A 22,614-nucleotide genomic window follows, 5' to 3' on the forward strand; every position below is an offset into this window, starting at 1 on the left:
TCGTAATTCATGCGCATTTCCACCGCCCAGTATTACGGCACGCAAGCGTCGGACTATCAGCGTAACTTCAACAAGGCCGTCGCCACCGCCAGCGAGGCGAGCAGCCTGCAGCGCATCAATACCGCCGCCGATGATCCGATCGGTGCCGGGCGCTTGCTGCAACTGGGCCAGCAGGCCGCGATGCTCGATCAGTACAAGACCAACGTCGACAGCACCAAAAGTGCATTGACCGTGCAAGAATCCACGCTGGATTCGATCACCACCGCGTTGGCCCGCGCCAAGGAACTCGCCCTGGCCGCCAACAATGGCACGGCCACCGACAAGGACCGCCAGGCTTACGCTTCGGAAATGGGCCAGATCCAGCAACAAGTGCTGGGTCTGATGAACGCCAAGGATGCCAGCGGCAACTACCTGTTCTCTGGTTCGAAGACCGACACCGCGCCGTATTCGCAGAATGCCGACGGCACCTACAGCTACAACGGTGACCAGACCACGATCAATCTGGGCATCGGCGATGGCATGACGATCGGCACCAACACCACCGGTTGGGCTGCTTTCCAGCAGACCATCAATACCGCGCGTACCAACGTCGCCATGACCGCACCGGCAGTGGATGACGGTCGCGTCGTACTGTCCAACGGCACGATCGGTACCGTAGCCACTTACAACTCCAAGTTCACCGCTGGCCAGCCGTATACCGTCAGCTTCCTCAGCAGCACCCAGCTGAAAATCACCGATGCCCTTGGCAACGACGTGACGGCTGAGGCGAGCCAGAACGGTTTGGTCAGCAACAGCAGCGGTGCCAACCAGACGGTCAGCTTCCGTGGCGTCGACATGAAGCTGAACATCAACCTGAAGGCTGGTGATACCAACCCGGACGCGGTCATTGCCGGCCACAGCTTCCAGTTGTCCACCGCGCCTGACTCGTTCACTACTACGCGCAGCCCGGGTAACCCGTCGACCGCCGTGATTACCGGTTCGAGCATCACTGACCAGGCAGCGTACACCGCGGCATTCCCGCAGGGCGGCGCCGTTCTCAAGTTCACCAGCGCCACCGCATTCGATCTGTATGCTGCGCCGGTGACTGCGGACAGCAAACCGGTGTCCTCGGGCACTGTGGCCGGTAGCAACGCCACGGCGGCAGGCGTGACCTTTGCTCTGGGCAGCGCACCGGCCGCGGGTGATCAGTTCTCGATCCGCCCAAATGATCACCAGACCCAGAACGTGCTCGACACCCTCGGTCAGATGATTACTGCTCTGAATACACCGATCGATGGTGATCCGGTGGCCAAGCAGAAATTCCAGGGCGCCATGGAGGCGGGTCTCGGCAACATCGACGCGGCCAACAATCAAATCGGCGCTGCGGTGACCGAGATTGGTGCCCGTGGTCAGGCGCTGGAAATGCAAGCCACCACCAATGACAGTCTGAGCACCGCGAATACCACCACGCAAGGTTCCATTCGCGATTCGGATCCGGCTGAAGTGATGACGCGACTGACCCTGCAGCAGACCATGCTGCAAGCTTCGCAGCTTGCGTTCAGCAAGATCAGCCAGTTGGGTCTGTTCAACAAGATCTGATCCTCAACGGGCGCGTAAGCGCCCGTTTACCCTGCCACTCAGTCATGTTTTTTAGCGGTATCAAGGGCTCGCTTTTCCGAGCGGGCTCGCACCGCCTGTGAGCCCGCCGTGAATTCACTCCCTCTTGTCAGTCTTGTCATTCCCGCCTTCAATCCGCGCTTCTTCGAGCGGACGCTGAACAGCGCTGTCAGCCAGAATTACGCCAATCTTGAAATCATCGTGTGCGATGACAATCGTGGCGACGAGATTGAAGACATCGTTACGCGGGTGACGGAACAGACCGGCTTTGCCGTGCGTTACGTGCGCAACCCACGAACGCTGGGACTGGTCGGTAACCTGAAGGCCTGCCTTGAGCAAGCCCGGGGCGAGTTCATCAAATTCCTGTGTGACGATGACCTGCTGTATTCGGCCTGTATCGAACAGCAAGCCCACGAGCTGCGGCGTGACGAAGTCAGTCTGGTGGTAGCGCAACGGTTGTTGTGGGATGCCAACGACATCATCCTGCCCGCACGTCTGGAAAACAGCTCATTGTCGCCGGCCAGTGGCTTGCTCAAAGGCGACGATGTACTGAGCATCTTTGAAAAATTCCCGGTCAACGTACTGGGTGGATTCAGTAGTGCGCTGTTTCGCCGTAGCGATGTTGTGGAGCTTTTGCCAGCCTTGACCGAGGAGGGTGCCTGCTTCGTTGCGACGCTGGATTTTGCCTTGTACGTCTGTCTGTTGCGGCGCGGCAATCTGGTGGTCTCCAACAACGTACTGAGTGCCGAGCGTCTCTACCCCGAGCGTCTGAGCGCGCAGCAACCGATGAAAGACGCGGCGGAGATCGAGCGCGAGTGGATCTCGCAAATGCTCAAGGTCCGCAGCGGCGAGTCGGCACCGGCGCCGGGCTGGGTGCGTTATGTGCCGTTGACCAAGGCCGATGAGACACCTCGGGTCTGGGAAGAACTGCCGCTGAGCCGTACCCTCGGCACCAAGCAGAGCCGTCAGGAGCTGGGGGTCGGAGTCGACAGCTTCAGTTTTGGCGAACTCTATGCACAATGGCTGGCGGTTCGGGTGTTGACCGAGGCGCAGCGCCAATGGCTGCCGGAAACCCTCGCTGGCTGGCCGTACCGACCGCGCATCGTGCCGATCATCATTGATGCCCAAGGCAGTCGCGATGGCCTGAAGCGCACCCTTGCGGCACTCGCCGCTCAGGATTACCCGCCGGAGCTGGTTCTGCTGCTGTCCACGGCTTGCAGCGAAGCGAAGCTGGACGATCGGGTGTTCCACATGCCGTTGCAGGGTGACGGCCTGGAGCAGATCAACGCTCTGCTGCCGCAACTGGAAGGCGCCGACTGGTTTTATCTGTTGCAGCCAGGTGACTGCCCGGTGGCGCCAGCATTGTTGGTGATGGCCGATCGCATTGCGCACGCAAGCTCATTGACATGCCTGTACAGCGACGAAGGCAGTCTGCGCGATGGTGAGTCGGCCGAGCCTGCGTTCAAGCCGGATTTCAACCTCGACCTTATGCGCAGCTACCCTTACGTCGGACGTGCGCTGGCGTTCCAGCGCGAACGGTTCCTGGCGCTTGGTGGTTTTACCTCGACGTTCGCCGAACTCGCGCCCCACGATGTGCTGTGGCGCATGGTTGAAAGCGATGGCCTGCAAGTGGTCGGGCACATTGCTGAAGTGTTGCTGGAGTCGAAATTCGACCTGTCGCAATGGCTCACTGATCCTGGCGTTGCGCAGCAAAGTCCGCGAATCCTCGAAGCGCATCTGCAACGCCTTGGCATTGCTCACGACATTCGCGACCGTAACGGCGGGCTGCTCAATCGTGTCGACTATCAGCATGCCCGGCGCCCATTGGTGTCGGTGGTCATTGTCACGCAGGACCAGACGGCTGCCTTGCAACGCTGCGTCGAGACATTGCTGGAAAAGACCGACTACACCGAGTACGAATTGCTCTTGGTCGATAACGGCAGCGAAAGCGCTGAAGCGTTGGCTTGGCTGGACGGTATGGCACAACTGGGCAGCGAGCGGATTCGCGTGCTGAGCTACCCGCAAAAGGGTAACGCAGCAGCGGTGCACAACTATGCCGTCAGCCAGGCGCGCGGTGAGTATGTGTTGATGCTCAACGCCTTTGCGGTGATCACCCGGAACGACTGGCTCGACGAACTGCTCAATCATGCGCAACGCCCGGAAGTCGGGGTGGTTGGCGCCAAGCTGTTCAATCCGGACGGCGGCGTACTGCACGCCGGGCTGATTCTTGGCTTGAACGGGCCGGTCGGGTTGCCGTTCTATGGCCAGCCGATGCAGTCGGAAGGGTACATGCATCGCCTGCAGGCGGTGCATGACCTGAGTGCCGTCGGCGGTGATTGCCTGATGATTCGCAAGTCGGTGTTCGAAGCTGCCGGCGGGCTGGACGAGCAGGACCTCAAACAAACGCTCAATGTCGTGGACCTGTGTCTGCGCGTTGGCCGCGACGGTTATCTGGTGGTGTTGAACCCCAATGCGATCCTGGCTGTGGGTGCGCGGCCAAATGCGATGGCGACACCGGAGGAAGAAGCGCTGCACACCGAGGAGCGGGACACGTTTTACCAGCGCTGGTTGCCGCTGGTGGCGCGAGACCCGGCCTACAACGTCAACCTGACGTTGCAGGGCGTGGGCGCCACCAACTTCAGTCTGGAGCCGGGACTGCGCACGGGGTGGAGTGCGTTCTCCAAGGCGCAGCTGCCCAATCTGCTGGTGGTGCCGATCAATGCTTCAGCCATCGGCCATTACCGCATGAGCCAGCCGATGATCGAGCTGGAAGCGGCCAATCGGGCTGAAGGGCGCATTTGCTACGGCTTGCCGTCGATCATCGACATCGAACGTCAGTCGCCTGATGTGATCGTTCTGCAAGGGCGCTACTCGGAGTACGCCATCGATGAAATCCCACCGCTGAAAAAGTACTTCAACGCTCGACGGATCTTCGAACTCGACGACTACGTCATTGATGTTCCCCACCGCAATGCGCACATCCGTAACATGCCGAGCAAGCAGGATATGGAGCGCATGGTGCGGCGTGCGATCGGGCTGTGTGATCGCGCGGTCGTATCCACCGCACCACTGGCTAATGTGCTGTCGGACATGCACCACGACATTCGTGTCGTCCCCAACATGTTGGCCAAGGACTTGTGGGGCCACCTGCGCAGCCAGCGTCGGACCTCGAAGAAACCGCGGGTCGGCTGGGGCGGCGGCACCAGTCACCACGGTGATCTGGCGGTGATCGCCGAGGTCGTTCGTGAACTGGCCAATGAAGTCGACTGGGTGTTTTTCGGCATGTGCCCGGATGATTTGCGTCCCTACATGCATGAGTTCCACGGTGTCATCGGTCTGGACGTGTACCCGGCAAAACTGGCCAGTCTCAACCTCGATCTGGCACTGGCGCCGCTGGAATTCCATATCTTCAACGACTGCAAGAGCAACTTGCGGCTACTGGAATACGGCGCCTGCGGTTACCCGGTGATCTGTACGGATACCGAGGCCTATCGCGGTTATTTGCCGTGCACGCGGATCAAGACCAACAGTACGGATGAATGGCTGCAAGCGATCCGTATGCACTTGGCCGATCCGGATGCCAGTTATCGCATGGGCGATGAATTGCGTGAGGTGGTGTTGCGCGATTACGTGTTGCGCGGCGATAACTTGCGCTACTGGGAATACGGCTGGCTGGCGGATTGATCGAGCCGGGCTTGGCGGCCTTTGGGCCGACCAGGCTCTTGGGGTTTTGGGGGTGTATCCGTTGCTGCGGGGGTTGCTGATTAGGGTTCCGCCCTTACGGCGGGTCACTTTTTACAAACGCCTAAAAAGTAACCAAAAACGCTTGCTCCTGCGTACGGCCCGCTCGCTGGGGCTCGGGGTTCCTTCGCTGCGGGATCGATCCGGGCGCAGCGCCTACGGTTTGCTTCGCTGCACCTCCTCTCGCTGTGTTTGGCTGCGCCAAACGGTCGCTGCGCTCCCACGCCCGGATCAATCCCTCCACTCAGCCTTCCGACGTCGCCCTACAGATCAAGAGCTGCAGCCGAGCTAACGCTCATCCTGTTGAGTGGTGAGGAGCGGGGCGTGGTCGGCTTTGGATTTGTGGTGGGTTTTCCCCTCATCGGAACGCCGCCCGCCCAGCCCTCTCCCGAGGGAGAGGGAGCCGATTTGTGGGCCTTTCAAAACCTGAGCTCGACTCGGTATTTCACGTCGGCGTAGCTCTCCCAAACACCTCGGTCAGTCCCCTCTCCCTCCGGGAGAGGGTTAGGGTGAGGGGCTTTTGATCTGTTTCAGAATCTGAGCTCGACTCGGTCTTTCACGTCGGCGTAGCTCTCCCAAACACCTCGGTCAGTCCCCTCTCCCTTTGGGAGAGGGTTAGGGTGAGGGGGCTTGTGGAGCTGGCGCGTTTCCTGCAAGTCCCCTGTAAATCGCCATAAAACGAGCGCTCGCGGTCACTCCAGCGGCGCCCGGAGCGGCAAAAGGTTTAGCCAGACGGCCCGCAGCGCTCAACAAAGCCATGCGCAGCCCGGTGAAGAACAAGAGGGGAGACGATGAAGGCAGTTATTTTGGCGGGTGGCCTCGGCACGCGCATCAGTGAAGAGTCGCACCTCAAGCCCAAGCCAATGATCGAGATCGGCGGCAAGCCAATTCTCTGGCACATCATGAAGCAGTATTCCGCCCACGGAATTCACGACTTCGTGATCTGCCTCGGCTACAAGGGCTATGCGATCAAGGACTTCTTCGCCAACTACTTCCTGCACACCTCTGACGTCACCTTCAACATGCGTGAAAACCGCATGGACGTGCACCAGAATTACAGCGAGCCGTGGAGCGTCACGCTCATCGACACCGGTGAGGAAACCATGACCGGTGGTCGTCTGCTGCGTGCCGGCCGTTACCTCAAGGATGAAGAGGCGTTCTGCTTCACTTACGGCGACGGCGTTTCCGATATCAACATTGCTCAACTCGTGGATTTCCACAAAGCCCACGGCCGTCTCGCGACCGTCACTGCCGTGCAACCGCCGGGCCGCTACGGCGCGCTTGAGCGTCAGGGTGATCAAGTGCTGGGCTTCACCGAAAAGCCTCGCGGTGACGGTGGCTGGATCAATGGCGGCTTCTTCGTGCTCTCGCCGAAAGTGCTGCCGTACATCGCCGATGACGCCACCACTTGGGAAGCCGAACCGCTGGCGCGTCTGGCCGCGGACGAACAGTTGAAAGCCTTCGAGCACGAAGGCTTCTGGCATCCGATGGACACCCTGCGCGACAAGAACCATCTCGAAGCGCTGTGGCAGAGCGGGGAGGCCCCATGGAAGCAATGGGCCTGAGTGCGGATTTCTGGCGCGGCAAACGCGTCCTCGTCACCGGACACACCGGTTTCAAAGGCAGCTGGCTGACCCTGTGGCTGCAAAGCCTCGGCGCGCAAGTCAGCGGCTTTTCCCTGGATCCGTCGACTGAGCCGAGCTTGTTCGAACTGGCGCGGGTGCATGAGGGCATCAACGATCAGCGCGGTGATCTGCGGGATCTCGGTGCCTTGCTGGAAATCATCGCCGACACCGAGCCTGAGATCGTTCTGCACCTGGCGGCTCAGCCGTTGGTGCGCGAAGGCTATCGCGATCCGCTCGGCACGTACTCCAGTAACGTCATGGGCACGCTGAACCTGCTCGAAGCGATTCGTCAGGTCGGTTGCGTGCGCGCCTGCGTGCTGGTGACCACTGACAAGGTCTACGCCAACAAGGAATGGCTGTGGCCGTACCGCGAAGACGAAGCCCTTGGTGGCCACGATCCTTACAGCAGCAGCAAGGCCTGCTGTGAATTGCTCGCACAGTCGTATGCCGCGTCGTTTTTCCCGGCGGACAAGTACGCCGAGCACGGTCTGGCCCTGGCCACCGCGCGCGCTGGCAACGTCCTGGGCGGCGGCGATTTTGCCCCGGAGCGCCTGATTCCCGACGTGCTCAAAGCGTGGAGCGCCGACGAACCGGTGACCCTGCGTTATCCGCAAGCCGTGCGCCCGTGGCAGCACGCGCTGGAGCCGCTGGCCGGTTACCTGCAACTGGCCGCCGGGCTCTACGAACAAGGCCCGGAATACGCCGGGGCGTGGAACTTCGGCCCGGGTGAAGCGGACATGTGCAGTGTCGGCGAAGTGGTCGAATTGCTCGCCAGCCGCTGGCCGCAGGCGTGCGGTTTGCGCATCGAAAAAAGCGAACTGCACGAGGCCGGCCTGCTGCGTCTGGACAGCAGCCGCGCACGCCAAGTACTTGGCTGGCATCCGCGCTGGACCTTGCAACAATGTCTGGCCCAGACCCTCGACTGGCATCTGGCGTGGCAGAACGGCGATGACATGCGCAACGTCACTCTCGGCCAACTGAACCTGTACCGAGGCGCGTTGTGAGCGAATTCTCCCTGAAGGCATTGCCGCTGGCCGGACTGTTCAGCGTCCAGCACAAACGTTTCGAAGATCAGCGCGGACACTTTGCCCGGCTGTTCTGCGAAGGCAGCCTGAGTGCGTTCGGCAGTGAGTTCCATATCCGTCAGATCAACCATTCCTGCACCCGTGAAAAGGGCAGTGTGCGTGGTCTGCATTATCAGAATGCCAATGCCCCGGAAGCCAAACTGATCACTTGCCTGCGCGGTGAAGTGTGGGACGTGGCGGTGGATCTGCGCCCTGACTCCGAGACTTTTCTGCACTGGCACGCCGAGCATCTGAAGGCTGGCGACGGCCGCAGTCTGTTGATTCCGGCCGGGTTCGCCCATGGGTTCCAGACCCTCACCGAAGACGCCGAACTGCTTTACCTGCACAGCGCCGATTACGCGCCGGAGCACGAGGGCGGGCTGTCGGTGAATGATCCACGGCTGGCGATTGCCTGGCCGTTGCCTGTCAATAATTTGTCAGCGCGTGATTCCAGCCATCCCGCGCTCGATCAACACTTTGCTGGAGTGCGTCTATGAACTGCCGTGGGTGCGCCGCACCGCTGAGCCTGCCGCTGATCGACCTCGGCACCTCGCCACCGTCCAACGCCTATGTGCACGCTGATCGCCTGGAGCAGGCCGAGCAATGGGTGCCGCTGAAGGTCGCCGTGTGCCAGCAATGCTGGCTGGTGCAGACCGAGGATTACACCCGCGCCGATAGCCTGTTCGACGCCGAGTACGCCTATTTCAGTTCGTTCTCCAGCACCTGGCTGGCCCATGCCGAGCGCTATGTCGCCGAGATGGTCGAGCGTTTCGGCCTGACCGCCGACAGCCGTGTGGTTGAAGTCGCCGCCAACGACGGTTACCTGCTGCAATACGTCGCCGCTCGCGGCATTGCCTGCCTGGGCGTTGAACCGACGCGCAGCACTGCACAAGCGGCACGCGAAAAAGGCCTGGAGATCCGCGAACTGTTCTTCGGTTGCGACACTGCTGCGCAACTGAAAAGCGAAGGTTGGGGCGCTGACCTGATGGCGGCCAACAACGTGCTCGCCCATGTGCCGGACATCAACGATTTCCTCGGTGGCTTCGCGACGCTGCTCAAGCCGACCGGCGTCGCCACCTTCGAATTCCCGCAACTGCTGACGCTGATGGCTGGCGCGCAGTTCGACACGCTGTATCACGAACACTATTCCTACCTGTCGCTGACCGCCGTGCAGACCCTGTGCGAGCGCAATGGTCTGGAAGTCTTCGACGTCAGCCAACTGACCACCCACGGCGGTTCGCTGCGGGTGTTCGTCCAGCGCAAGGACGGTGAACGCCGCGTGGTTCAACCAGCGGTGCAACAACAGTTGCAGGCCGAGTTCGAGGCCGGGGTAAAAACCGTCGAGTACTACGCAACCCTCGCGCCTGCCGCTGAACGCATCAAGCATGACTTGCTGCGCTTTCTGTTGCAGGCCAAGGCCGACGGCAAGCGGGTAGTCGGTTACGGCGCGGCGGCCAAGGGCAACACCTTGCTCAACTACGCCGGGGTCAAACCGGACCTGCTCGCCTGGGTGGCTGATGCCAACCCGCACAAGCAGGGTAAATTCCTGCCGGGCAGTCGCATTCCGATCGTTGCGCCCGCGCAGATCGACATCGAAAAACCGGACTACGTGCTGGTGCTGCCGTGGAACCTGCTGCACGAAGTCAGTCAGCAACTGGCGCAAGTGCGTCAGTGGGACGGCCGCTTTGTGATCGCCGTGCCCGAGTTGAAAGTGCTGTGAAGGTACTGGTTACCGGCGCTACCGGTTTTGTCGGCCGCCATCTGGTTGCGGCGTTGCTGGCCCGTGGCTGCGAGATCCGCGCCGTGGCGCGCAACGTAGAAATCGCGAAAGGCATGCCGTGGATCAACGACGTCGAGTTTGTGAGCGCGGATATTCACGCCGCCGATCTCGATGTCGTTGCGTTGACCGTTGGTATCGATGCGCTGGCGCATCTGGCCTGGCCGGGCTTGCCGAACTATCGGGCGCTGTTCCATTTCGAGCACAACCTGATGGCCGATTACCGCTTTATCAAAAGCGCGGTCGAGGCGGGCGTGCAGCAGGTGCTGGTCACCGGCACCTGTTTCGAATACGGCATGCAAAGCGGTCCGCTCAGCGAAAGCTCCGCGCCGCAGCCGAGCAACCCTTACGGTCTGGCCAAGCACACGCTGCACCTGTTTTTGCAAAACCTGCAGCAGGAACTGCCGTTCACGTTGCAGTGGGCGCGCTTGTTCTATCTGCATGGCGAAGGGCAGAACCCCAACAGCCTGTTGGCGGCACTGGACCGGGCGATCGATACCGGTGAGCCGTCGTTCAACATGTCGGCCGGCGAGCAGTTGCGTGATTTTCTGCCGATTGAAAACGCTGCCGGTTACCTCGCCGCGATCCTGCAACGACACGACTTCGACGGCGTGATCAATTGCGCCAGCGGCCAACCGGTGTCGGTGCGTTCATTGGTTGAACAGCGCCTGCGCGAACGTGGCGCGACACTGAATCTGAACCTCGGCCACTACCCGTATCCGACCCACGAGCCCTTGGCGTTCTGGGCGGTGACCGAGCGCTTGCAACAGTTATTGGGAGAGCCGCAATGAGGCACGAGTTGTACCGGGTCACCGACCTGCCGGTGCTGCAGAATCGCACCTTTGCCGATCCCGCGTCGGCGCAGGCCTCGGCCAGTGCCGACATGCTGTTGGTGCAGGACGAGCGCAGCGGTCTGATCTTCAACGCGGCGTTCGACGCCGACAAGCTCAGCTACGACGCCGATTACCAGAACGAGCAGGCGCATTCCGGCCAGTTCCAGAAGCACTTGAGTGACGTCGAAGGCATCATCGCCAAGCACTTCAAGGGCCAGGAGCTGATCGAAGTCGGCTGTGGCAAAGGCTATTTCCTGGAATTGCTCAAGGGCCTCGGCTATTCGATCACCGGCATTGATCCGGCGTACGAAGGCGGGAATGCCGACGTGATCAAGGCACCTTTCACACGGGGCCTGGGTCTGGCAGCGGACGCCATCGTCCTGCGCCATGTGCTGGAGCACATTCAGGATCCGGTCAGTTTCCTCGCGGAAATGGCCAACGCCAATCAGGGCGGACAGATCTACATCGAAGTGCCGTGCTTTGACTGGATCCTCGAGCACAAAGCCTGGTTCGACCTGTTCTACGAACACGTCAATTATTTCCGTCTCGATGACCTGCGCCGGATGTTCGGCACTGTGCACGAGGCCGGTCACCTGTTCGGTGGCCAATACCTGTACATCGTCGCCGACCTGTCGACCTTGCGCCTGACTCCGGATCAACCGGTGCCGCGCCTGAGCCTGCCTGACGGCTTCACCGCCAGCCTCGATCGCGCCGTGCAGATCATTCAGTCCGCCCCCGAGCAGGGTTCGGCGATCTGGGGCGCTTCGTCCAAAGGCGTGATTTATTCGCTGTTCCTGCAACGTGCCGGTGTGGCGGTGGACCGTGTGGTGGATATCAACCCGGCCAAGCAGGGGCGTTATCTGCCGTTGAGCGGCGCGCGGGTGTCCTCGCCGCAAGAGGCCATGGACGCGCTGCCCGAGGGCGCCAACCTGTTTGTGATGAATTCCAATTACCTCGAAGAGATCAAGCGGATGACCGGTGGACGCTACGTCTATCACGCCGTCGACAGCGCTTCGTTTCAGTGACCCTTGAGATTATTAAAATGACCGACAACAGCATCAACCAAGCCTTCGAAGCCGAGTGCCGGGAACAGATTGCCCAGCAGGGTGACGACCAGAAACTGACGGGTCTGGCCCGCGATTTCTTCAACGAATCGGCCAAGCACAAATACAGCTACCACTTCTCGTGGATGGGCCGTCCGATCATCCAGTTGCCACAAGACATGATGGCGATGCAGGAGATCATCTGGCAGGTCAAACCGGATCTGGTCATCGAGTGCGGCATCGCTCACGGCGGTTCGATTATCTACTACGCCTCGTTGCTGGAGCTGCAGGGCCACGGCGAAGTGCTGGGCATCGACCTCGACATTCGCCCGCACAACCGCGAAGCGATCGAAAGCCACCCGATGGCCAAGCGCATCAAGATGATCGAAGGCTCGAGCATCGACGCCGGCATTGCTGCCCAGGTGCAGGCGGCGGCCAAAGGCAAGAAAGTCATTCTGGTTCTGGACTCCAACCACACCCACGATCACGTACTGGAAGAGCTGCGTCTGTACGCACCGCTGGTGTCGGTCGACAGCTACTGCGTGGTCATGGACACCGTGGTTGAAGACATGCCGGCCGATTTCTTCCCGGATCGTCCGTGGGGCCCGGGCGACAACCCGAAAACCGCCGTGTGGAAATACCTGGAAGAGAACCAGGATTTCGAGATCGACCAGCAGTTGCAGAACAAGCTGTTGATCACCGTGGCGCCGGACGGCTATCTGCGTCGCGTCCGTTAATTCGCAACATCACCAAGCGTTGTTTCGGCGAGTCGCCGGTTGTGGAGAGAAGTTATGCAAGGCAAGTACAGTTCTGAACTGGCGCTACCGCTCGAAGAGCTATTGACCGTCGTCCTGATTACTCACAATCGGCCGGCGTTTTTGCGCCGGGCGGTGAAGTATTACAGCAGCTTGCCCTGCAGAATCATGGTGCTCGATTCGACACTCGAACGACCTGAAGGCGACTTTGACGCCGTCGATTACCACCATGTGCCGCAGTTCGCCTACTGGGGCATGCAGGCCAAACTGGCGTATGGCGTGGAGAAACTGACCACGCCATACATGGTGCTGGCGGCCGACGACGATTTCATCCTGCATGATTCGCTGGCAGAGTCCGTCGGTTTCCTGCATGCCAACCCTGACTACGGCATGTGCCACGGCTATTGCCTGATGTACCTGTCATTGGCCCATGGCGTGAACTACTACCGCCGTGACAAGAAAGTCCAGGAAGACTATGCGTCCGAGCGGGCGCAGGATCGCGTCCTCGACTACATGAACCAGTACATCCCGCCGTTCTACGCGGTGACCCGTACTGATCTGATGAAAAACTGGCACTCGGCGTTGCCGCCGGGGACCAATTTCCAGTGGCAGGAAATCGGCCACGTCTACTACCTGCTGGCCAGTGCCAAGGCCCGCATCCTGCCGATTCCGTACGTTGTGCGCGAGATCAACTACGGTGTCTCCGAGCACAATACCGATGTGTATCACTCGCTGACCTACGTTGACGCCAAATCGGTCGCCGAACGAGAGGCGTTTGCCGAGTTTCTCGTCTCGCTGCCTACCTCTATCGAAGGGCTGGATGCAGGGCAGGCCAAGGCTTTTGCCCTGGAGAGTTTCGAGGCAATGGCCGACAGCCTGAAGGCCGGGCGGGCGCTGACTGCCGAGCTGATTATCGAATCGACCTGGAACCAGGAACTGAAGGCGCCGGATCGTCGTTTTGGCCCGCTGCAGTACGTTGAAATGCCGTTCTACAACCAGGCATTCTTTGACCGTCTGGAGCAGTTCGAATTCATGTTGCACACCCTGCCGGCCGGTCGCATGCAACTGGAAGGACTGGAAGGCGTGTGGGCCCGTCAAGCGCACCTGTTGCAGGCGCGCAATAACGACACGGCGGAAAGTGTGGTTGACCGGTTATGGCAGGCCCATGATCTGAATGCGTTCAACCTGACCGTGGTCAAACGTCTGGCGACCCAACTGGACATCGTCGGCGACGAAAACGCTGCGCAAGCCATGCGCGAGTGGATCGCCCGTCTCGAAGCGCTATTGGTCGAAGATCATCAGCCAGTGTTCGGCAAAATGAAGTCCGGTCGCCTGTTGCAGTGGCTGGCGGCTCGCGCGCCGGCGATCGAACAACTCGAGTCGATAGGCCAACATCTGGCGACTGAGGGCGGTGGCCCGCAATTCGGCATTTTCCTGCTCGATCTGGACAACGACATCGACAAGTTGCAGGTGTCGCTCGACAGCCTGCTGGAAGGTCACTGCAAAGCGTTCAGGATTGTCGTGTTCACCACCGGCGAAGCACCGGCGGCGACGACGGCACAAAACACCCTGCACTTTGTTCGTGTCACCCAAAGCAACTTTGTCGACAAGCTCAACCAGAGCGCTCAGCAGTCGCCAAGCGATTGGTTGCTGCTGGGTGAGGCGGGTGACCAGTTCACCGCCAGCGGCCTGTTGCGCGCCAGTCTGGAGCTGATGTCGGCCGAAGGTGTGCGTGCGGTGGCCACCGATGAAATCCAGCGCAAGGACAATGGCGCGCTGGTTGACGTGTTCCGTCCGGGTTTCAACCTGGATCTGCTGCAAAGCGTGCCGGCACTGATGGCGCGCCATTGGTTGATCCGCCGCGAAGTGTTGCTTGAAGCCGGCGGATATCAGGCTGACTTCAGCAAAGCGCTGGAATTCGACCTGCTGTTGCGCATCATCGAGCAGGGTGGCCTCGACGGTCTGGCGCATCTCGACGAGCCGTTGCTGATCACTCAGGCGGCAGAGCTTGAAGAAAACGCCCACGAACGTCAGGCGTTGCTGCGTCATCTGGGCAATCGCGGCTACAAGGCCAAGGTCACGTCGACGGCGCCGGGCACCTGGCAAATCGATTACCGTCACACGGAACAGCCGCTGGTTTCGATCATTGTGCCGGTCATCGATGATCTGCCAGTGCTGCGCCGCTGCCTGGAAGGCGTGCTGCTCAGAACCCGTTACAGTCGTTATGAAGTGTTGCTGGCGGCAAACGCCAATCAGTCGGCAGCGGTCAACGACTGGCTGGGCACGCTGCGCCACGCCAAAGTCAATGTGTTGCGAGCCGATCAGCCGCTGAGCGAAGTCGCGCTGTACAACGCCGCCAGCGAGCAGGCTCAAGGTGAGTATCTGGTGCTGTTGGCCGCAGACAGTGAAGTCGTCAACCCGAACTGGATCGATTCGCTGCTCAACCACGCCCAGCGTCCGGAGGTGGGCATCGTCGGTGCGAAATTGGTCGACCGTGACGGCAAGGTGGCCCAGGCCGGCTTGATTCTTGGCCTGAACGACGGCGTGGGTTCGGCCTTCATCGGCGAAAGTCACGCAGCAGACGGCTACATGCATCGCTTGGCCGTCGAGCAGAATTACTCGGCCGTGTCGAAGGTCTGCCTGATGGTGCGCAAAGAGCTGTTCAACGCGCTTGGCGGGCTGGATGAAGTGACGTTCGTCGAGGGTTATGCCGATGTCGATCTGTGCCTCAAGGCGAGTCAGGCCGGCTACCTCACCGTGTGGACGCCGTTGGTGCAGGTGCTGCATACCGGCGAGTTGCCGCAGGCGCCAGAAGCACTGGCGGCACTGCGTGAAAAATGGAGCGCCGTCTTCGCGCAGGATCCGGCTTACAACGCCAACCTGGCGCTGAGCGGCAAAGGTTTCACCCTGGGTGAAAATGCCTCGGTCAACTGGGCACAGTTGCTCGCTTAAGCGCGCCGGACAGGAATCAGCATATGTTCAACGGTAAATCGATTTTCATCTCCGGCGGCACAGGTTCGTTCGGGCGCAAATTCATCACGCGCCTGCTCGAGCAATACCAGCCCAAGCGCGTGGTGGTGTTTTCCCGTGACGAGTTGAAGCAGTACGAAATGCAGCAGACGTTCAACGCGCCGTGCATGCGTTATTTCATTGGTGACGTGCGCGACGCCGATCGTCTGCGTCAGGCCATGCGCGGCATCGATTACGTGGTGCATGCCGCGGCGTTGAAGCAAGTGCCGGCGGCGGAATACAACCCCACCGAATGCATTCGCACCAACGTCAATGGCGCGGAAAACATCATTGCCGCCGCCATCGACAACGGGGTGAAAAAAGTTGTCGCGCTGTCCACCGACAAAGCCGCCAGCCCGATCAACCTGTACGGCGCGACCAAGTTGCTCTCGGACAAATTGTTCGTCGCTGCCAACAATATTGCCGGCGAGCAGGAAACGCGGTTTGCCGTGGTGCGCTACGGCAACGTGGCCGGTTCCCGTGGTTCGGTGGTGCCGTTCTTCAGCAAACTGATCGCCGATGGCGCACAGGAACTGCCGATCACTGACGAGCGCATGACGCGGTTCTGGATCACCCTCGACCACGGCGTGCAATTCGTCCTCGACAGCTTTGCGCGGATGCACGGCGGTGAAGTGTTTGTGCCGAAGATTCCATCGATCCGCATTGTCGATCTGGCGCGCGGCATGGCTGAACACCTGCCGCACAAGAACGTCGGCATTCGTCCCGGCGAGAAGCTCCATGAATTGATGGTGCCGCTGGACGATGCGCGGATGACCCTGGAGTTTGCGGATCACTACACCATCCAGCCGTCGATTCGCTTTACCAGCGTCGATGTTGATTTTGCCGTCGACAAACTCGGCGAGCAGGGGCGTGCCGTGAGCGAGGATTTCGAGTACCGCTCCGACACCAATCCGCATTTCCTTTCGGTCGGGCAGATCGCTGATCTGCACGCGAAGCTCTCGGCATGATTCCCTACGGTCGGCAGAGCCTCGATCAGGCAGACATCGATGCCGTCGTCCAAGTGCTGCAGTCGGACTGGCTGACCCAAGGGCCGAGCATCGAGCGTTTCGAGCAGGCAATGGCCGAGCGTTGCCAGGCTGACTTCGCCGTCGCGGTGTGCAACGCCACGGCGGCGCTGCACATTGCCTGTCTGGCCGCAGGCCTGGGGCCGGGTGATCGTTTGTGGACAACGCCAAACACCTTTCTTGCCTCGGCCAACTGTGGACGGTATTGCGGTGCCGAGGTTGATTTCGTCGACATTGATCCGCTGACCTGGAACCTTGATGCGTTCGCTCTCGAAGCGAAACTCGATCAGGCTGAGCAGGGCGGCACTTTGCCCAAAGTGCTAGTAGCGGTGGCGTTCTCCGGGCAGAGCTGTGACATGCGCAAGATTGCCGAACTGGCCGAGCGCTACAACTTCACCGTGATCGAAGATGCGTCTCACGCGGTCGGTGCCTCCTACGCCGGGCGGCCGGTCGGCTGCGGTGAGTTCGCAGCGATGACGGTGTTCAGCTTTCATCCGGTGAAAATCATTACCAGCGCCGAGGGCGGCATGGTGCTGACCAATCGGCCGCAACTGGCCGAGCGCCTGCAGCGTTTGCGCAGCCACGGCATGACCCGCGATGCGCAGCAGATGAGCGAACCGAGCCACGGCCCGTGGTACTACCAGCAGATCGAACTGGGTTTCAATTACCGCATCACCGATCTGCAAGCCGCGCTGGGTTTGTCGCAACTGAGCAAACTCGACGACTTCATCGCCCGACGTCGTGAACTCGCGGCGCGATACGATCGCTTGCTGGCGTATCTGCCGGTGACGTTGCCCAGCTCTCAGCCCGAGGCGGAATCGGCTTGGCACCTGTATGTGATTCGGCTGCAGACCGACCGCATCGGCCTCAGTCATCGTCAGGTGTTTGAAGGCTTGCGTGCTGCCGGTGTTGGCGTGAATCTGCACTACATTCCTGTGCACCTGCAGCCGTACTATCGCGACCTGGGTTTCGCCGAGGGCGATTTCCCCGAGGCCGAGCGTTATTACGCCGAGGCGATCAGCCTGCCGCTGTTTCCGCTGTTGAGCGATGCGCAACAGGATTACGTGGTCGAGCAATTGCGTCGGCTGACCGAATAATTGCCGCTGAGGCAATGGATGAGTATCTGCAATGCGTCATTTGAGTGAGCAGGAAAAGTTCTGGCAGGGCGACTTCGGCAACCAGTACGTCGCGCGCAATGTCGGTCAGCCGCTAGTGGCGGCGAACCTGGCGTTGTTTGCCAAAGCGCTGAGCCGGGCTGCAGGTATCGAGAGTCTGGTTGAGCTGGGCACCAATGCCGGCAACAATTTGCAGGCGTTGCATCAACTGTTGCCGCGTTGTGAACTGTTCGGCGTCGAGATCAACGACAGCGCCTGTGCTCAGGCACGGGCGTTGGACATTGCGCAGATCTGGCATGGCTCGCTGTTCGACTTCCCGCGCGAGCGTCGCTACGACCTGACCCTGAGTAAAGGCGTGCTGATTCACTTGGCCCCGGAGCTGTTGCCGACCGCTTATGCGCAGTTGTACGCGTTGAGCCAGCGCTACATCCTGATCGCCGAGTATTACAATCCGGCACCGGTGGAGGTGTCCTATCGTGGCAACAGCGGCAAGCTGTTCAAGCGCGATTTTGCCGGTGAAATGCTCGATCGCTATGCCGATTTGCACTTGCTGGATTATGGTTTCGTCTATCACCGCGATCCGCAGTTTCCTGTGGACGACATCACTTGGTTCCTGTTGGAAAAGCGCCCTTGAGCAACGTCGCAATCATCCCGGCCCGTGGCGGCAGCAAACGCATCCCGCGCAAGAACCTTTTGCCGTTCGACGGCGTGCCGATGATTGTCCGTTCGATCCGCACCGCGCTGGAGTCGGGCTTGTTCGATCAGGTCGTGGTCAGCACCGACGATGCCGAAATTGCCGATGTGGCGCGAGCCCATGGCGCGCAGGTGCCATTTCTGCGCCCGGTAGACCTGGCCGATGATTTCACCGGCACGGCGGCAGTGATCGTGCATGCGCTGGAGCAACTGCCATCCTTCGATTTCGCTTGCTGCATTTACGCTACGGCACCGCTGTTGCAGGTGCGTTATCTACGTGAAGGCCTGGAGTTGCTGGAACGGCATGCAGACAAGTCGTTTGCGTTCTCCGTTTGCGATTTCGGCTTTCCGGTGCAACGGGCATTGACGCTGGACGAGCAGGGCGCCTTGCGCGCGTTGTATCCCGAGTTCCGCAACACCCGCTCGCAGGACCTGCCCAAAGCTTTTCAGGATGCCGGTCAGTTTTATTGGGGCCGTTGTGAGGCGTGGTTGCGCGGCGAGGTGCTCTATTCGCCAGCCAGCCTGCCGGTGATTCTGCCCCGGCATCTGGTCCAGGACATCGATACCGCCGAAGACTGGAAACGCGCCGAATACCTTTACGCCGCGCTCAAGGCTGGTGGAGAACTGCAATGAGAGTGCTGATTCGCGCGGACGCCTCGCCGACCATCGGCAGCGGCCACATCGCCCGCTGCCTGCCGCTGGCGCGAGTGCTGCGCGCGCAGGGCAGTCATGTCGCCTTCGCCTGTCGACGGTTGCCGGGACATCGTCTGGAGGCATTGCGCGCCGAGGGTTTCGAAACGTTTGCGCTGCCTGAGCGCTACGCCAATGAAGATCCACAGCAAGCCATCGAATCGATGCTGCCGTGGCAGGCCGACATTGATGCGCTGGGCTCGCAGCTTGAAGGTCAGGCCGAGTTTGACTGGATCATCGTCGACCACTACGGTCTCGATCATCATTGGCAAACCGCTGCACGGCGCTGGGCGCATCGAATTGCAGCGGTGGATGATCTTGCCACCCGGCGCTACAGCGTCGATTTGTTGCTCAATCAGAATCTTTCCGGCCTCAGTGAAAACTATGCGCCGTTGCTGCCCGAGGGTTGTCGCACGTTGCTCGGGCCGCGTTATGCGCTGTTGCGCGAAGAATTCAACTGCCCTGCCATCGAGATCAAGCCCAAGGCGCGCCGGGTACTGGTGAACTTCGGCGGATTCGATGCCGCAATGCAAACCCACCACGCGATGCTGGCCCTGGCGGATTTCACCGAGCTGCAGGTGGACTTCGTCGCTGGCGCCGATAATCCGGCGTGGGCGCAGATGCAGGCATTGGCCGAGACACGGCCGAACTGGCGTCTGCACAGTTTTGTCAGCGATTTCTACCAGCGCATGAGCGAAGCCGACCTGTTTGTCGGCGCCGGTGGCGGCACCAGTTGGGAGCGCGCGGCGTTGGGCTTGCCGACAATTTGCATTGCCGTGTCGAACAACCAGCAGGCCAACGGCGAAGTCATGGCCGTAACGGGGGCACATGTTTTCATGGGCGCCCGTGAGCAGGTCAGTGTCGAGCAGTTGCGCGACGCCGTCGGCTTCGTCGCCGACAATTATTATTTGCGACAGGGCCTGGCCGAACGCTCGCGGCAACTGGTCGATGGACGCGGAGCGCTGCGCGTTGCTGCCGCTCTGGCCGGCGCAGTGCTGGCCATCCGTCCCGTCACGTTAGAGGATGCACGGCTGTTGTTCGATGGTCGCAATGCCGAACCGGTGCGGCGTTGGTCGCTGGCGAGCGCTGAAATCGACTGGTCGCAGCACGTCAACTGGCTGACCGCCAGTCTGCGTAATCCGCAGCGTTTACTGTTGATCGCCGAAGCCGATGACGGCCCGGTCGGTGTGTTGCGTTACGACCTGCGCGGGTTTGCTGCCGAAGTATCGATCTATCTGCTTGAGGGACGTTTCAGCCTGGGTTGGGGCAAGGCGCTGCTGGCGCGGGGCGAAGCGTTCGTCACCCGCCACTGGCCGCAAGTGACCGGCATTACTGCTCAGGTACTGCCGGGCAATCGTGCCTCGTTGAATGTGTTTCATGACGCCGGGTTCACTCAGAGTGCCTGTACGTTCACCCGTGTTTTGAAGGATCACCCCGATGACTAGTTTCAAGATTGGTAACCGCTTGATCGGTGCCGATGCGCCGCCCTTCATCATCGCCGAGATGAGCGGCAACCATAACCAGTCGCTGGACGTGGCCCTGCAAATCGTCGACGCGGCGGCCAAGGCCGGGGCGCATGCCTTGAAACTGCAAACCTACACCGCCGAAACCATGACCCTGGATTTGTCTGAAGGTGAGTTCTTCATCAAGGATCCGGGCAGTCTGTGGGCGGGTACTTCGCTCTACGATTTGTATGAAAAGGCCCATACGCCGTGGGAATGGCACGCGCCGATTTTTGCTCGTGCCAAGGAACTGGGGATGCTCGCGTTCTCGACACCGTTCGATGACAGCGCCGTGGACTTTCTCGAAAGCCTTGATGTGCCGGCCTACAAGATCGCCAGTTTCGAAAACACTGACTTGCCGTTGATCCGCCGCGTGGCCGCCACCGGCAAACCGCTGATCATCTCCACGGGCATGGCCAGCATCGCTGAACTGGATGAAACCGTGCGCGCCGCGCGTGAAGCCGGCTGCAAGGATCTGGTCTTGCTCAAATGCACCAGCACCTACCCGGCGACACCGCTCAACAGCAACGTGCGCACGATCCCGCATCTGCGGGAACTGTTCGGTTGCGAGGTGGGGCTGTCCGACCACTCGATGGGCGTAGGCGTGTCGGTGGCTGCGGTGGCGCTGGGGGCGACGGTGGTGGAAAAACACTTCACCCTCGACCGTTCAGCAGGTGGCGTCGATGCGAGTTTCTCGCTGGAACCGGCGGAAATGGCCAGCCTGGTGGTGGAAACCGAGCGCGCCTGGCAAGCCATGGGCCAGGTGCATTACGGCGTTACCGAGGCCGAGCGCAAGTCGCTGGTCTATCGCCGCTCGCTGTACGTCACGGCCGACATGGCCGCCGGTGACACCTTTAGCGGGGACAATCTGCGCGCCATTCGCCCCGGTCTCGGCTTGCCGCCCAAGCACGCCGAAGCCGTACTCGGCCGCCGCGCGCGCGCGCCAATCAAGCGCGGCACGCCGCTGGACTGGTCGTTGGTCGAATAACCCGATCTGCACCGATTCGGCAAAATAGCGTGACCTGCGAGTCATAACGCGCATCTTCACTGTATTGTATTGATCGGGGAGATGGCGCCTGGCTCGTTTTTGATTCCAGTGATAGCCCTTTGCGCTCCCCGTGGCTGCCCGTTGTGGCGGCCGTTTTCTGTTTGTCGGCGCCCCTCGAAATCCTTGCGAGCGGTGGTCTTGGGCTGTTTTTTATTGGGAAGCCGTAATGATTGGCATAAAAAGCATTGCGAGCTACGTTCCTGTAGCCGGCGTGGACAATTACGCACAAGGTGCAAAATTCGAGAAGGATGAAGAATTCATCCTTGGCAAGATCGGTTCGGCATTCCTGCCGCGCAAAGACGCTGAACAAGAAACCTCCGACCTGTGCGTGGAAGCGGCCAATGCGCTGTTTGCCAGCAACCCGGATCTGAAACGTGAATCGATCGACGCATTGATCGTCGTCACCCAGAACGGTGACGAAGAAGGCCTGCCACACACCGCCGCCATCGTGCAGGACAAACTCGGTCTGCCGACCAACGTGGCGGCGTTCGACATTTCCCTGGGCTGCTCCGGTTATGTCTACGGCATCTACGCGATCAAGGGCTTCATGGAAGCTGCCGGCCTGAAGAACGGCCTGCTGATTACCGCTGACCCGTATTCGAAAATCGTTGACCCGGAAGACCGCAACACCACCATGCTGTTTGGCGATGCCGCAACCGCTACGTGGATGGGTGAAGATCCGACCTGGGCGCTGGGCAAGGCCAAGTTCGGCACCGACGGCTCCGGCGCACCGCACTTGAAAGTGACCGATGGCGTGTTCTTCATGAACGGTCGTCAGGTCTTCAACTTTGCACTGCTCAAAGTCCCGGCACACTTGCACGAACTGCTCGACGATTCCGGTCTGAAGGCCGATGACATCGATGCCTTCTGCATTCACCAGGGCAGTGCGGCGATTGTCGATGCCGTGGCGCGGCGCTTCGAAGGCGAGCCGGAGAAGTTCATCAAGGACATGGTCGAGACCGGGAATACCGTGTCGTCGAGCATTCCGTTGCTGCTGGAGAAACACGTCATCGATTCCGACTGGCAGCGTATTGCCTTGAGCGGTTTTGGTGTCGGTCTGTCATGGGGCTCGGCGATCATCTATCGCCCTTGAGTCCG

The 22,614-nt window shown here is 60.6% G+C and carries 17 protein-coding genes; all 17 read left to right on the plus strand.

Annotated features, from left to right (window positions below):
- Nucleotides 1–9 precede the first annotated feature (9 nt).
- The 17 genes from AB4N74_RS02295 to AB4N74_RS02375 all read left to right on the plus strand — a co-directional run bounded on the left by AB4N74_RS02295 (nucleotide 10) and on the right by AB4N74_RS02375 (nucleotide 22,609).
- Nucleotides 10–1,578 (plus strand): flagellar hook-associated protein 3, encoded by a 1,569-nt coding sequence (locus tag AB4N74_RS02295; protein ID WP_099758333.1) that lies wholly within the window; start codon nucleotides 10–12, stop codon nucleotides 1,576–1,578.
- A 108-nt stretch (nucleotides 1,579–1,686) separates the two neighbouring features.
- Nucleotides 1,687–5,280 (plus strand): glycosyltransferase, encoded by a 3,594-nt coding sequence (locus tag AB4N74_RS02300; RefSeq protein WP_460090175.1) that lies wholly within the window; start codon nucleotides 1,687–1,689, stop codon nucleotides 5,278–5,280.
- An 848-nt stretch (nucleotides 5,281–6,128) separates the two neighbouring features.
- Complete coding sequence (gene rfbF / locus AB4N74_RS02305; protein WP_186624419.1) at nucleotides 6,129–6,902, plus strand: glucose-1-phosphate cytidylyltransferase; 774 nt, start codon at nucleotides 6,129–6,131, stop codon at nucleotides 6,900–6,902.
- A complete protein-coding gene (gene rfbG, locus AB4N74_RS02310) occupies nucleotides 6,884–7,966 on the plus strand; it encodes a CDP-glucose 4,6-dehydratase (protein WP_095050161.1) in 1,083 nt (360 codons plus the stop codon). The genes rfbF and rfbG overlap by 19 nt, the downstream gene beginning before the upstream one ends.
- Nucleotides 7,963–8,523 carry a dTDP-4-dehydrorhamnose 3,5-epimerase family protein gene (locus tag AB4N74_RS02315; protein WP_093439614.1) on the plus strand — a complete coding sequence of 187 codons (561 nt, stop codon included), beginning with the start codon at nucleotides 7,963–7,965 and terminating at the stop codon, nucleotides 8,521–8,523. The genes rfbG and AB4N74_RS02315 overlap by 4 nt, the downstream gene beginning before the upstream one ends.
- Nucleotides 8,520–9,746, plus strand: coding sequence for a methyltransferase domain-containing protein (locus AB4N74_RS02320; RefSeq protein ID WP_460090177.1), 1,227 nt, complete (start codon nucleotides 8,520–8,522; stop codon nucleotides 9,744–9,746). Before AB4N74_RS02315 ends, AB4N74_RS02320 begins: the two co-directional genes overlap by 4 nt.
- The gene (locus tag AB4N74_RS02325) at nucleotides 9,743–10,594 is read left to right on the plus strand and encodes an NAD-dependent epimerase/dehydratase family protein (RefSeq protein WP_460098066.1); all 852 of its coding nucleotides are present in this window, start codon (nucleotides 9,743–9,745) and stop codon (nucleotides 10,592–10,594) included. The genes AB4N74_RS02320 and AB4N74_RS02325 overlap by 4 nt, the downstream gene beginning before the upstream one ends.
- Nucleotides 10,591–11,661 (plus strand): class I SAM-dependent methyltransferase, encoded by a 1,071-nt coding sequence (locus tag AB4N74_RS02330; protein ID WP_460098067.1) that lies wholly within the window; start codon nucleotides 10,591–10,593, stop codon nucleotides 11,659–11,661. Before AB4N74_RS02325 ends, AB4N74_RS02330 begins: the two co-directional genes overlap by 4 nt.
- A gap of 17 nt (nucleotides 11,662–11,678) precedes the next feature.
- Nucleotides 11,679–12,416, plus strand: a complete 738-nt coding sequence (locus tag AB4N74_RS02335) for a cephalosporin hydroxylase family protein (protein WP_093439633.1) — start codon at nucleotides 11,679–11,681, stop codon at nucleotides 12,414–12,416.
- Between the two features lie 54 nt (nucleotides 12,417–12,470).
- Entirely contained in the window at nucleotides 12,471–15,386 is a 2,916-nt protein-coding gene (locus tag AB4N74_RS02340; protein WP_460098068.1) for a TIGR00180 family glycosyltransferase, read from the plus strand.
- A 23-nt stretch (nucleotides 15,387–15,409) separates the two neighbouring features.
- Complete coding sequence (pseB, locus tag AB4N74_RS02345) at nucleotides 15,410–16,411, plus strand: UDP-N-acetylglucosamine 4,6-dehydratase (inverting) (RefSeq protein WP_093439643.1); 1,002 nt, start codon at nucleotides 15,410–15,412, stop codon at nucleotides 16,409–16,411.
- On the plus strand, nucleotides 16,408–17,565 hold the full coding sequence (gene pseC, locus AB4N74_RS02350) for a UDP-4-amino-4,6-dideoxy-N-acetyl-beta-L-altrosamine transaminase (protein ID WP_460098069.1): 1,158 nt from the start codon (nucleotides 16,408–16,410) through the stop codon (nucleotides 17,563–17,565). The genes pseB and pseC overlap by 4 nt, the downstream gene beginning before the upstream one ends.
- A gap of 31 nt (nucleotides 17,566–17,596) precedes the next feature.
- Complete coding sequence (locus AB4N74_RS02355) at nucleotides 17,597–18,217, plus strand: pseudaminic acid biosynthesis-associated methylase (RefSeq protein WP_093439652.1); 621 nt, start codon at nucleotides 17,597–17,599, stop codon at nucleotides 18,215–18,217.
- Nucleotides 18,214–18,909 carry a pseudaminic acid cytidylyltransferase gene (pseF, locus tag AB4N74_RS02360; protein WP_257357631.1) on the plus strand — a complete coding sequence of 232 codons (696 nt, stop codon included), beginning with the start codon at nucleotides 18,214–18,216 and terminating at the stop codon, nucleotides 18,907–18,909. Before AB4N74_RS02355 ends, pseF begins: the two co-directional genes overlap by 4 nt.
- Complete coding sequence (gene pseG / locus AB4N74_RS02365) at nucleotides 18,906–20,411, plus strand: UDP-2,4-diacetamido-2,4,6-trideoxy-beta-L-altropyranose hydrolase (protein ID WP_460098070.1); 1,506 nt, start codon at nucleotides 18,906–18,908, stop codon at nucleotides 20,409–20,411. Before pseF ends, pseG begins: the two co-directional genes overlap by 4 nt.
- Nucleotides 20,404–21,456 (plus strand): pseudaminic acid synthase, encoded by a 1,053-nt coding sequence (gene pseI, locus AB4N74_RS02370; protein WP_093439665.1) that lies wholly within the window; start codon nucleotides 20,404–20,406, stop codon nucleotides 21,454–21,456. Before pseG ends, pseI begins: the two co-directional genes overlap by 8 nt.
- A 226-nt stretch (nucleotides 21,457–21,682) precedes the next feature.
- Complete coding sequence (locus tag AB4N74_RS02375; protein WP_007920064.1) at nucleotides 21,683–22,609, plus strand: ketoacyl-ACP synthase III; 927 nt, start codon at nucleotides 21,683–21,685, stop codon at nucleotides 22,607–22,609.
- Nucleotides 22,610–22,614 lie beyond the last annotated feature (5 nt).

The sequence above is a fragment of the Pseudomonas sp. H3_C08 genome (assembly GCF_054669455.1).